The 12,291-nt window shown below is 68.6% G+C and carries 10 protein-coding genes; 3 read left to right on the top strand and 7 right to left on the bottom strand.

Annotated elements, in window-relative coordinates; all coding sequences use genetic code 11:
* Positions 1-37 precede the first annotated feature (37 nt).
* The 4 genes from HMH01_RS06190 to HMH01_RS06205 form a co-directional block, all read right to left on the bottom strand.
* A complete protein-coding gene (locus tag HMH01_RS06190; protein WP_171323462.1) occupies positions 38-1,840 on the bottom strand; it encodes an aminopeptidase P family protein in 1,803 nt (600 codons plus the stop codon).
* Between the two features lie 14 nt (positions 1,841-1,854).
* Positions 1,855-3,765: a cobaltochelatase subunit CobT gene (gene cobT, locus HMH01_RS06195; RefSeq protein WP_171323463.1), complete on the bottom strand. Its 1,911-nt coding sequence runs from the start codon at positions 3,763-3,765 to the stop codon at positions 1,855-1,857.
* 105 nt (positions 3,766-3,870) lie between these two features.
* Positions 3,871-4,857: a cobaltochelatase subunit CobS gene (cobS, locus tag HMH01_RS06200; RefSeq protein ID WP_171323464.1), complete on the bottom strand. Its 987-nt coding sequence runs from the start codon at positions 4,855-4,857 to the stop codon at positions 3,871-3,873.
* Positions 4,858-4,988: 131 nt separating this feature from the next.
* Complete coding sequence (locus tag HMH01_RS06205) at positions 4,989-5,630, bottom strand: J domain-containing protein (protein ID WP_171323465.1); 642 nt, start codon at positions 5,628-5,630, stop codon at positions 4,989-4,991.
* A gap of 109 nt (positions 5,631-5,739) precedes the next feature.
* Between HMH01_RS06205 and HMH01_RS06210 the strand changes: the two genes are divergently transcribed.
* Positions 5,740-6,018: a BolA family protein gene (locus HMH01_RS06210; RefSeq protein WP_425483579.1), complete on the top strand. Its 279-nt coding sequence runs from the start codon at positions 5,740-5,742 to the stop codon at positions 6,016-6,018.
* A gap of 19 nt (positions 6,019-6,037) precedes the next feature.
* Here HMH01_RS06210 and HMH01_RS06215 read toward each other — a convergent pair whose 3' ends face one another.
* The 3 genes from HMH01_RS06215 to pepN all read right to left on the bottom strand — a co-directional run bounded on the left by HMH01_RS06215 (position 6,038) and on the right by pepN (position 10,671).
* On the bottom strand, positions 6,038-6,391 hold the full coding sequence (locus HMH01_RS06215) for a DUF4177 domain-containing protein (protein WP_216366765.1): 354 nt from the start codon (positions 6,389-6,391) through the stop codon (positions 6,038-6,040).
* 94 nt (positions 6,392-6,485) lie between these two features.
* A complete protein-coding gene (gatB, locus tag HMH01_RS06220) occupies positions 6,486-7,997 on the bottom strand; it encodes an Asp-tRNA(Asn)/Glu-tRNA(Gln) amidotransferase subunit GatB (protein WP_171323467.1) in 1,512 nt (503 codons plus the stop codon).
* Positions 7,998-8,094: 97 nt separating this feature from the next.
* Positions 8,095-10,671, bottom strand: coding sequence for an aminopeptidase N (gene pepN, locus HMH01_RS06225; protein ID WP_171323469.1), 2,577 nt, complete (start codon positions 10,669-10,671; stop codon positions 8,095-8,097).
* Between the two features lie 256 nt (positions 10,672-10,927).
* Here pepN and HMH01_RS06230 point away from each other — a divergent pair, with 256 nt between their 5' ends.
* Together HMH01_RS06230 and HMH01_RS06235 are read left to right on the top strand one after the other, a co-directional pair.
* Entirely contained in the window at positions 10,928-11,848 is a 921-nt protein-coding gene (locus HMH01_RS06230) for a metallophosphoesterase (protein ID WP_246237285.1), read from the top strand.
* 141 nt (positions 11,849-11,989) lie between these two features.
* Positions 11,990-12,289, top strand: coding sequence for a hypothetical protein (locus tag HMH01_RS06235; RefSeq protein WP_171323470.1), 300 nt, complete (start codon positions 11,990-11,992; stop codon positions 12,287-12,289).
* Positions 12,290-12,291: the final 2 nt, after the last annotated feature.

The raw sequence follows: 12,291 nt of genomic DNA on the forward strand, positions 1-12,291 counted from the left end.
TGCGGCGGCGGGGGCCGCTCGGCCAACCGGACGGTTCTTACACCGGCCGCGTCGCGCGTTCCAGCCAGACCCCGGCCTTTTCCGAAACCTGCGGGCCAAGCGCCTCGCGCACCCGCATGTGATAGGCGTCGAGCCAGGCGCGTTCCCCCGCGTCGAGCAAGCTGGCATCGATCAGGGAAAGGTCAATGGGGCAGAGCGTCAGCGTCTCGAAGGACAGCATCGCCCGCTCGCCGCCCCGGGGGATGGAGGGCGGATTGACGGCCACCAGGTTCTCGATCCGAATGCCGAAGGCCCCGGTCCGGTAGTAGCCCGGCTCGTTCGACAGGATCATGCCGGGGCGCAACGGTTCCTCGCCGCGGCGCGACAGGTTCTGCGGCCCTTCGTGGACGCTGAGAAAGGCGCCGACCCCGTGCCCGGTCCCGTGGTCGTAATCCATCCCCGCATCCCAGAGCGCGCGGCGCGCCAGCGCGTCCAGGTCGCGCCCGGCCAGCCCTTCGGGCCAGCGTGCGCGCGATATCGCGATCATCCCCTTCAGCACGAGCGTGAAGGGACGCTTCGCCTCCTCCGGCGCGGCACCGATCGCGACGGTCCGGGTGATGTCGGTCGTCCCGTCGGCGTATTGCCCGCCGCTGTCCACCAGCAGCAATTCGCCCGGGCGAACGGCGCGGTTGGTCGCCTCGCTGACCCGGTAGTGCACGATGGCCCCGTCCGGGCCCGCGCCGCAGATCGTGTCGAACGATATGTCCTTCAGCGCATTGCTCGCGCGGCGCCGGGCTTCCAGTGCGCGCACCACGTCGATCTCGGTCAGGGTGCCCTTCGGCGCCTCGGCATCCAGCCATGCCAGGAACTCGACCATCGCCGCCCCGTCGCGCAGATGGGCCGCGCGGGTTCCGGCAAGCTCGGCCGCGGTCTTGCACGCCTTGGGCAGCACGCAGGGATCGCGCATCCAGCGTATCTCGACCCCCGCGCCCGTCAGGCGATCGGCCACCCAGGAGGGCGCGCTCGCCTTGTCCACGCCCACGGGTCCGGCCAGCGCGTCGAGCGCGGGGCCGAATGCGTCGGGGGTGGCGATGCGGACAGCGTCGCCCAGATGCGCGCGCGCCCCTTCGTCGAACTTCGCCGGATCGGCGAACAGCGCGACGGCGCCGTCGTCGTGCAGGATCGCGAAGCCCTGGACCACGGGCACCCGGGGCAAGTCCGCGCCGCGGATGTTCAGAAGCCAGGAGATCGAGTCGGGCAGGCTCAGCACCGCAGCCCGCACGCCATCCTTGCGCAGGCCTGCCGCCAGGTCGGCCCGCTTCTCGTCATGGGTGCGGCCGGCGAATTCCACCGGGTGCGGCACCACCTTGCCACGCGGCGGGGCGGGCTGGCCGGTCCAGACCGCATCGACCAGGTTCGCGACCGGGCGCAGCACGATCCCCGCCGGGGCCAGCGCCTCGCGCAGCGTTTCCAGATCGCGCATCGTGTGCAGCCACGGGTCATAGGCCAGCACCGCGCCCTTCGAAAGGGTCTCGGCGACCCATGCCCCGGGCGTGTCGGCGGGAATGTTCAGCAGTGTCAGCACGCCCGTATCCACCTGCGCGGCGGCCTGCAGCGTGTAGCGCCCGTCCACGAACAGCGCCGCCCGGTCGGCCAGCACGACGGCGATGCCCGCCGAGCCGGTGAAGCCCGTCAGCCACGCAAGCCGCGCGTCTCGATCGGCCACATACTCGCCCTGGTGGGCATCGGCGCGCGGGACCAGGAAACCCTGCACCCCCGCATCCGCCATCGCGCGGCGTAGCGCGGCGATCCGGGGTGGGCCATTCTCCGGCACCGAGGCGACGGTGAAATCCTGGAACATCCTGCCTCCGGGTCTCAGGCGGCGCGGCCGCGCCGGGACTTGCGGCCATCGGTGTCGAACAGCGAGGCCAGCTGCTCGGTCATGGCGCCCGCAAGCTGTTCGACGTCGGTGATGGTCACCGCGCGCTGGTAGTAGCGGGTCACGTCATGGCCGATGCCGATGGCGATCAACTCGACCGCGCGGCGCTTCTCGATCATGGCGATAACGTCGCGCAGGTGCTTTTCGAGGAAGTTCGCGGGGTTCACGCTGAGGGTCGAGTCGTCCACCGGCGCCCCGTCCGAGATCACCATCAGGATGCGCCGCTGCTCGGGCCGGCCCAGCATCCGCCGGTGCGCCCATTCCAGCGCCTCGCCGTCGATGTTCTCCTTCAGCAGGCCTTCCTTCATCATCAGCCCCAGGTTGGGCCGGGCCCGCCGCCAGGGCGCGTCGGCGCCCTTGTAGACGATGTGGCGCAGGTCGTTCAGACGGCCGGGCAGGGGCGCGCGGCCCTCGGCCAGCCAGCGCTCGCGGCTCTGGCCACCCTTCCAGGCGCGGGTGGTGAAGCCCAGGATCTCGCACTTGACCTGGCAGCGTTCCAGCGTGCGGGCCAGCACGTCGGCGCAGATCGCCGCGATCGAGATGGGCCGTCCGCGCATCGAGCCGGAATTGTCCAGAAGCAGCGTCACCACCGTGTCGCGGAACTCGGTGTCGCTTTCCTGCTTGAAGCTCAGCGGCGTCGTCGGGTTCGCCACCACGCGGGCAAGCCTGCCCGCATCGAGGATCCCCTCCTCCAGGTCGAAATGCCAGCTGCGGTTCTGCTGCGCCTGAAGCCGGCGCTGCAACCGGTTCGCCAGCCGCGACACCGCGCCCTTCAGCGGCTCCAGCTGCTGGTCGAGATAGGCGCGCAGCCGCTCCAGCTCGGCCGGGTCGGCCAGGTCCTCGGCGGCGATTTCCTCGTCATACTGGGTGGTGAACACCTTGTAGGTCGGGTCGGCCTCGCTGTGCGCGGGGGGCGGACGGTCGAAGGGCGGCTGGCCGTCCTCGGCCTCCACCTCTTCGGACACCTCGGCGTTCTCGTCCTCCTCGACCGACACCTCGGCGGACTGGGTGTCCATGTCCTCCATCTCGGAGGTCTGGTCCGCGCTCTCGCTCTCGTCCGACGTGTCGTCCTTCTCGCCGCCCGGCTCGGACTGTTCCTCGGCCTGGTCCTCGGTCTCGGGCTCGCCGCCCTCGTCGCTTTCGTCGTCCAGGTCCGGGTCGTCGCCCAGCTGGTCGCCATAGCCCAGATCCGCGATCACCTTGCGGGTAAGCCGCGAAAACGCCTTCTGGTCGTCAAGGCAGGCCGTGATCTGCTCGAAACTTTCGCCGGCCTCTCCCTCGAGGAAGCCGCGCCACAGGGCCATCACGTTCTCTGCGCCCTTGGGCAGGGGCCGGCCGGTGGCCAGGTGGCGCACCAGGTAGCCAGCGGCCTCGGCCAGCGGCGCATCGGACTTGTCCTTGATCTGGGCATAGCCCTTGCGGCGGCAGTCCTCGGCGATCTTGGCGTCGATGTTGCCGGCGGTGCCGGGCATGGCGCGGGCGCCCATCGCCTCGCAGCGGGCGGTCTCCATCGCCTCGTAGAGCGCCTGCGCCACCTCGCCCTGGGGGGCGTAGCGGCTGTGGGTCGCGGCGTTGTGGAAGCGGCGGCGCAGCGCGAAGGCGTCGGCGGTGCCGCGTGCCAGCATCACCTCGTCGCGGGTCATCCGGCGGCTGACCTGCGGCAGCCGCGCGGAGTCCTTGCTCATCCCCGGCGGGTCGATGCTGAAGCTGACCGCAAGCTCGGGGTCGTTGGCCATGGCCTTCGTCGCCTCGGCCAGCGCCTTCTTGAAGGGCTCTGCGGGGTTCTCCGGCGGCTTGCCGGGGGTCAGCTGGTTGCTGCCGCGGACGGGTTTGGATGTGGCTGCCATGCGATCGGTATGTCGTCTGATGCGGGCGCTTGGCAAGGGTTTCGTGCCGCGCGCCGGATACGAAAAGGGCGGCCCCTGGGGCCGCCCGTGGATATGGCCGCTGCCTCAGCCCAGGCTGACGCTGGCCGCGCTTTCGGGCAACTCCTCGTCGAAGCAGCGCTGGTAGAACTCGGCCACCGTCTCGCGCTCCAGCTCGTCGCACTTGTTGAGGAACGTCAGGCGGAAGGCGAAGCCCACATCGCCGAAGATCTCGGTGTTCTGCGCCCAGGCGATCACGGTGCGCGGGCTCATGACGGTGGACAGGTCCCCGTTCATGAAGGCGGTCCGGGTCAGATCGGCCACCGTCACCATCCGGCTGATCGTCTTGCGGCCCGCATCGGTGTCGAATTTCGGGTTCTTCGCCAGAACGATCTTCGACTCGGCGTCATGCGGAAGATAGTTCAGCGTCGCCACCAGCGACCAGCGGTCCATCTGGCCCTGGTTGATCTGCTGGGTACCGTGGTAAAGCCCCGTCGTGTCGCCAAGGCCAACGGTGTTGGCGGTGGCGAACAGCCGGAAATAGGCGTGGGGGTGGATCACCTTGTTCTGGTCCAGCAGCGTCAGCTTGCCGTCCACCTCCAGCACGCGCTGGATCACGAACATCACGTCGGGGCGGCCCGCGTCGTATTCGTCGAACACGATGGCCACCGGGTTGCGCAGCGCCCAGGGCAGGATCCCCTCCTGGAACTCGGTGACCTGCACGCCGTCCTTCAGCTTGATCGCGTCCTTGCCGATCAGGTCGATCCGGCTGATGTGACTGTCGAGGTTCACGCGCACGCAGGGCCAGTTCAGCCGCGCGGCCACCTGCTCGATGTGGGTGGACTTGCCCGTGCCGTGATAGCCCTGGATCATGACGCGGCGGTTGAAGGCAAAGCCCGCAAGGATCGCCAGCGTCGTGTCATGGTCGAAGCGATAGGTCAGGTCCAGCTCAGGGACGCGATCGGTCCGCTGGGCGAATCCCTTGATCGTCATCGGCACGTCGATGCCGAAGGTCTCGCGCACGCTTACGTCAACGGTGGGTTCGCTCGGCAGTTCGATCGCGCCATCAGCCATGTGAAAGGATCCTTTGTCTCGTTCCGGCGGGCATATAATCGCTTGCCCGCAGTCGGACCAGTGCAGGCCGGTCCATGGCGGTGTGTTTGTCCGAATTCGCGCGCGGTTGCAAGCCGCGCGCCGCACCCCGGTCAGTCGGGAAAGCTGCGGCTGTCCTTCAGCTGATCCCAGGCCCAGACCACTTCGGCCAGCCGGTCCTCGTCGTCGCGCTTGCCGCCGTTCATGTCCGGGTGCAGCACCTTCACCAGCGCCTTGTACTGCGCGCGCAGTTCCGCCTTGGTCGCGGTCTCGGGCGCCTCGAGGATGGCCAGCGCCTTGCGCTCGGTGGGCGGCAGGCGGCGCTTCGGCGCCCTCGGCGTGCCGTTGCCGTTCAGCGTGGCCTTGTCGCCCAGCACCTCCATAGGATCGTCGAAGCCGAAGCGCTGCCAGGCGCGGCCCTCGGGATGCGCCTCGGTCGTCTTGCGGAAGGGCTTGGTCGCACGTTCCCACACCCGGTCGGCGGCGAACTGGCGTTCCAGCTCGGCCTCGGAGTGGTTCTCGAAGAAGTTCCATTTCAGGTTGTACTCCCGGACATGGTCCAGGCAGAACCAGTGGAATTCCTCCAGGTTGTCCGGCGATTTGGGCGCACGGTATTTGCCGACCTTCTCGCAGCCGGCTTTCTCGCAGCGTCGCGATGAAGTCTCCACCGCGCCCGACATGCCGCGCGCGCGTGCGCGCCGACGCTTGTCGGCGGTGACGGAAATATCGAAGTCGAACGGCGACTTGCCTTTCATTCGCATGTCCTCGTGACAGCCCTTTCCGAGTCGAGGGCGACAGTTTAATGCTTCTCGAAGCCGCGCCAAGGGCGCTTTTCCCGCTTCATCCCACTTGACAGGAGTTCCCGTGACCCAACCCGGACCCGTAGCCGCAGGCATGGAGGCCAAGCTCCGCACCGCCTTTGCGCCCACCCATCTCGAAGTGATCGACGAAAGCGAAAAGCATCGCGGGCATGCCGGCTACCGCGAGGGCGGCCAGACGCATTTCCAGGTGGTGATCCGCGCCGCCGCGTTCAACGGCCAGTCCCGCGTCGCCCGCAGCCGCATGATCCACAAGGTGCTGGCCGAGGATCTGGCCGAACAGGTACACGCGCTGGCCCTGAAGGTCGAGGGCACCGAGGATTGACCCCCCGGCCGGGGCGGCGTTATTCCGCCCGGTCCGCGGGGCCCAGCGGGCGCGGTGCGGCAGGCTCTGCCGCCCGCCCCAGGAACCCGCGCCGGGGCGCCGGTTCGGCGGCGGAAAGCCGCGGCTCGGGCATGGCGACCGCCTCGCGGCGGAAGATCAGCACCGTCTGCAACACTTCCTTGGTTCCCGAAAGCATGCCCTGCTTTTCCTCCACCGGCAGGGTGTCGGCGCGCAGGTACTCCCAGCCCGCCCGCGCCTCGGCGTTGATCACTTCGGTCAGCGTCACGGCATAGCGGTCGGCGGGCGTTTTCGCCCCCTTGCTGCGCTTGGATCGGCGCGGCGCGGGAATGATCCGGTATTCATAGACGGGCATGGGCAGGCTCCGCTTCAGGGCAGGGTCCGGTTTGGTCGAGATGCACTTCGCAGATGGCGCGCCCCGGCACAAGCGCCGGCTGCGCGCGGTGGCCTCAGACGCCCAGCTTCTGCCGAACCAGGTCGTTCACCGCCTGCGGGTTGGCCTTGCCGCCGGTGGCCTTCATCACCTGGCCCACGAACCAGCCCGCCATGGACGGCTTTTCCCTGGCCTGCGCCACCTTGTCAGGGTTGGCGGCGATCACCGCGTCCACCGCCGCCTCGATGGCGCCGGTGTCGGTGACCTGGCGCATGCCACGTTCCTCGACGATGGCGGCCGGGTCGCCGCCCACGGTCCAGACGATCTCGAACAGGTCCTTGGCGATCTTGCCCGAGATGTCGCCCTTCGCGATCAGGTCGATGATCCCGCCCAGCTGCGCGGCGGATACCGGGCTTTCGCCGACGGGCAGCCCTTCCTTGTTGAGGCGGCCGAACAGCTCGTTGATGACCCAGTTCGCGGCCTGCTTGCCGTCGCGGCCCCTCGCCACTTCCTCGAAGAAACGCGCGTTGGCGGTTTCCGCCGTCAGCACGCCCGCATCGTATTCGGTCATGCCGTAGTCGCGCACGAAGCGGGCCTTCTTCTCGTCGGGCAGTTCGGGCAGCGCGGCGGCGATCGCGTCCACCCAGGCCTGCTCGATCTCCAGCGGCAGCAGGTCGGGGTCCGGGAAATAGCGGTAGTCATGCGCCTCTTCCTTGGACCGCATCGACCGCGTCTCGCCCTTGTTGGGGTCGTAGAGCCGGGTTTCCTGGTCCACCTTGCCGCCATCCTCCAGGATGGCGATCTGGCGCCGCGCCTCGTACTCGATGGCGGCCTGGATGAACCGCATCGAGTTCATGTTCTTGATCTCGCAGCGGGTGCCCAGGTGGCTGAAGTCGCCGGTTGCCTGGAACTTCTCGTAGTCGCCTGGGCGGCATACCGACACGTTCACGTCGGCACGAAGCGATCCCTCCTGCATGTTGCCGTCGCAGGTGTCGAGATAGCGCAGGATCTGGCGCAGCTTGCGGACATATTCGGCCGCCTCCTCGGGGCCGCGGATGTCGGGGCGGCTGACGATTTCCATCAGCGCGACGCCGGTGCGGTTGAGGTCCACGAAGGACATCTCCGGGTCCATGTCGTGGATCGACTTGCCCGCGTCCTGTTCCAGGTGGATGCGCTCGATCCGCACCCGGCGCGCGACACCGGGCTCCATGTCCACCAGCACCTCGCCCTCGCCCACGATGGGGTGGTAGAGCTGGCTGATCTGGTAGCCCTGCGGCAGGTCCGGGTAGAAGTAGTTCTTTCGGTCGAACTGCGAGAACAGGTTGATTTCGGCCTTGAGCCCCAGCCCGGTGCGCACCGCCTGTTCGACGCAGAATTCGTTGATCACCGGCAGCATCCCCGGCATCGCCGCATCCACCAGGCTGACATTGGTGTTGGGCTCGGCCCCGAAGGCGGTCGAGGCGCCCGAGAAGAGCTTGGCCCTGGACTTCACCTGGGCATGGACCTCCATGCCGATCACGATCTCCCAATCCTCCTTCGCCCCGGCGATGACCTTGGGCTTGGGTTCGGTATAGGCGAGTTCCGTCATGGGGCGTGTTCCTCGATCGACGTTTCGGGCGGGTTTTAGGCAAGCGGCCCCGGCGGGGCAAGGGGCTCGCGCGGGCGGTCCGCGCGCGCCCGGCCAGTCAGGCGCGGGCCTCCAGGATGCGGCCCACGATCTCGGTCGTGTCCTTCGACAGGCCCTTCGTGTCGCTGATGCGCTGAAGCTGGGTCAGGATCAGCGCCTGCCGCCCCGCGTCGAACTGGCGCCAGGTCTCGAAGGCGCCGGCGACACGGGCGGTGGTCTGCGGGTTCACCGGGTCGAGCCGGATCAGCCAGTCGGCAAACAGCCGGTAGCCCGCCCCGTCGGCGCGGTGAAAGCCCGCCATGTTGGCGGCGAACGCCCCGATCAGGCTGCGGAAGCGGTTGGGGTTCTTCCACTCGAAATCCGCCCGCCCCGCCAGTTCGGCCACCAGCTCCGGCGCGTTTTCCGGCGGCGTCAGGCTGGCCTGCACCGCGTACCACTTGTCGAGCACCAGCCCCTCCGATGCCCAGCGCTCATGAAAGCGCGCCAGCGCCTGCGCGCCCTGCCCGGTGGCCACCAGCAGCGACAGCGCCTGCATCGTCTCGGTCATGTTGTCGGCCGATGCGAACAGTTCCCTGGCCGTGGCGGCATCCGGCTCGAGCCGGGTCAGCAGCGCCAGCAGCCGGCCCCTGAGCGCCCGTTTGCCGGCCGAGGCGGCGTCGGGGCTGTAGGGGCCGGGCACCGCCAGCGCGTCGAGCCGCGCGCGCAGATCGGGGATCCGGCGGGCCAGCGCCGTCTCCAGCCGCAGCAGCGCCTGGCGGATCATCGCGGGGTCGGGGGTCTGGCCGTCGCGGCGCGCGGCGTCGAACACCTCCTCGGCGGTGGGCAGGCGCAGGGCGAGGGCGCGGAATTCCGGGTCCAGCGTCTCGTCGGCCAGCACCGCGTGCAGCCCCTCGAGCAGGGTTTCCTCGGGTGCGTGGGCCGGATCCTTCAGCATCCGCACCAGCACCGCGCGGGCGAACTCGCGCCCGGCCTCCCAGCGGTTGAACGGGTCGGTGTCATGCGCCAGCAGGAAGCCCCGCCGCGCATCGTCCATGTCCTGTTCCAGGATCACCGGCGCCGAGAAGCCCCGGTTGATCGACGGCACCGGCCGCGCCGACAGCCCCTCGAAGCGGAAGCTCTGGCGGGCCTGGGTCAGTTCCAGCACCTGCTCGGCCACCACTTCCGCGCCCTCGGGCGACAGCAGCGCGGTCGCCAGCGGTATGACCATTGGTTCCTTGTCGGGCTGGCCGGGGGTGGGCGGCAGGGTCTGGCTGAAGGTCAGGGTGAATACGCCGTCCTTCCACGTCTCCTGTACCCGGACGCGTGGCGTGCCCGACTGCGCGTACCACAGCGAGAATTGCGACAGGTTCCGACCCGTCGCATCCTCGAACACCGCGATCCAGTCCTCGATGGTGCAGGCCTGCCCGTCATGCCGCTCGAAATACAGGTCGAGCGCCCGGCGATAAGCCTCGGGCCCGACCAGCCGGCGGAGCATGCCGATCACCTCGGCGCCCTTCTCGTAGACGGTCGCGGTGTAGAAGTTGTTGATCTCGACATATTCGACGGGGCGCACGGGATGGGCAAGCGGGCCCGCATCCTCGCGGAACTGGCGCGCGCGCAGCATCAGCACGTCGTCGATGCGCTTGACCGCGTGCGATCGCTGGTCGCCCGAGAACTGCTGGTCGCGATAGACCGTCAGCCCCTCCTTCAGGCACAGCTGGAACCAGTCGCGGCAGGTGATGCGGTTGCCGGTCCAGTTGTGGAAATACTCGTGGGCGATGATGCTCTCGATCCGCTCGTAATCCTGGTCGGTGGCGGTGTCGGGGCTGGCCAGGACGTATTTCGCGTTGAAGATGTTGAGGCCCTTGTTCTCCATCGCGCCCATGTTGAAGTCGTCGACCGCGACGATCATGAACAGGTCCAGATCGTATTCGCGCCCGTAAGCCTCCTCGTCCCAGCGCATGGACCGCTTGAGCGCGTCCATGGCGTAGGCGCATTTCCCCTCGTCTCCGGGCCGGACATAGATCTTAAGATCAACCTTGCGCCCCGAGCGGGTGGTGAAGCTGTCGTCATGCGACACGAGGTTTCCCGCCACCAGCGCGAACAGGTAGCTGGGCTTTGGCCAGGGATCGTGCCACTCGGCCCAGCCATCGCCGCGGGCGGTGGGGTTGCCGTTCGACAGCATCACCGGCGCATCGCCCTCGATCCGCACGGTATAGGTCGCCATCACGTCGGGGCGGTCGGGGAAATAGGTGATCTTGCGAAAGCCCTCGGCCTCGCACTGGGTGCAGTACATGCCCTTGGACATGTAAAGCCCCTCGAGCGCGGTGTTGCCGGTTGGGTCGATCTCCACCTCCGCCTCCCAGGTGAAGGGGGCGTCGGGCACCAGCGCCGCCGGCACCGTCAGCCCGGTATCGTCCGGGTTCACCTGCACCGGTTGGCCGTCGATGGTGGCGCGGATCAGGCCCAGCTTCTCGCCGTCGAAGCGCAGATCCTGCCCCGGTTCCGCCGCAGGGTTCGGCCGCATCGACAGCCGCGCCACCACCCGCGTCGCCGTCTGGTTCAGGCGAAAGGTCAGGTGCACCGCGTCCACCAGGTAGGCGGGCGGGGTGTAGTCCCTCAGGCGGATCGGGCTCGGGGCGGTGTCGGTGCGCATGACGTCCTCGCTGTTCTTGCCCCTCCGACTTAGCGTGCCGCGCGACGTAGTGAAAGCCGGCCGCGGGCAACGTGACCCGGGGGCCACAGGTCGCGCAGGGGTCGTTATGCCCCTTGTGCCGGGCGCGCGGGATCCCCATGCTCGGAAACGGGGTCGCCGTGATGCGCCCCTCCTTCCATAAATCGCCGCAGGCAATGTCCGGTCGCCGCCCGAGGCCCCGGTCCGCCGCGGCGTGTTTGCCCCGAAAGGAGTCCGTTTGTACGACGTCATTCCCGACATCCACGGCATGGCCGACAAGCTTGTCCATCGCCTGACCGCGCTTGGATACACCGAGAGCAAGGGCGCCTGGCGGCACGCCGACCCGGACCGCAGCGTCGTGTTTCTGGGCGACTTCATCGACCGCGGGCCCCAGAACGGCCGCGTGCTTTCCATCGTCCGCGCGATGATCGAGGCCGGCACCGCCCGCGCGATCATGGGAAACCACGAGCTGAACGCCATCCACTTCCACAGCCAGGGCGACAGGGGGCCGCTGCGGGACCACACCCCCGACAACCGCAGGCAGCATGAAAGCTTCCTGGCCGAGTTCCCCCTCGGCAGCCCCGGCGCCCGCGCATGGATCGACTGGATGGCGGACCTGCCGATCTGGCTGGAACGCGACGGCCTGCGCTTTGTCCATGCCTGCTGGGACGAGGGGGCGATCTCGCTGCTGCGGACCCATGCCCCGAACGGATCCGCGGGGATGGATACGCTTCTGCGCGCGGCGACGGACCCGCCGCTCAGGCACGCGGTCGAGATGCTCACCAAGGGCCCCGAGGTTCCGCTGCCGCAGGGATACAGCTTCAAGGACAAGGGCCAGAGGACGCGCACCGACATGCGCCTGCGCTGGTGGCTTCGCGATGCCACCGCGTGGCGAAGCCTGGGGATTTCCGTTCCGCACCGCGAACAACTCCCCGAGGGAGACATCCCCGCGCGACACCGCATGCCCGGCTACCCCGCGGATGCGCCGCCCGTCTTCTTCGGACATTACTGGCTCGAAGATGCCCCCGAGCTTCAGGCGCCGAACGTGCTCTGTCTGGACTACTGCGCCGGTAAGGAGGGGCCGCTCGTGTCCTATCCCGTCGTCCCCGGTGCGCGCAGGCTGGAGCTTGCGCGGCTGCAAGGGCTCGATCCCTGTTGAGCGGTTGCCGGTTCCAGCGTTTCCGGTCCGCTAAAGCAGCCCCGGCACACTCAATTTCTTGCGACAAGGGCCAAGCTGCGGCATGATGTCGCCGATGATACTTGATCCAAGGGGGACATCAGAATGCGTTTAGTGGGAATTGTGACACTTCTTGCCTGCGGGGCGTTTGTCGCTGCCTGCTCGCAGCCCGAGCCGGCGCCGCCGCCGCCTGTGATCCAGGGCGAGCCGATCTATGACAAGTTCGGCGGGGTCACCGGCTGCACCAGCGGGGTCTATGTCCCGGGCGCCGCGCCGCAGGACCAGTGCCTGCCGCCGCCTGACGAGTGCACGCCGAACAGCACGACGGCCGCCGACCCCTGCCTGCCGCTGCGCGATGACGACCGTGGGCGGGATCCGACCACCCCTGACCCGCAGACGCCGGGAACGGCCCCCGTCAACTGACA

It is taken from the genome of Halovulum dunhuangense (assembly GCF_013093415.1).
Lineage (GTDB): Bacteria > Pseudomonadota > Alphaproteobacteria > Rhodobacterales > Rhodobacteraceae > Halovulum > Halovulum dunhuangense.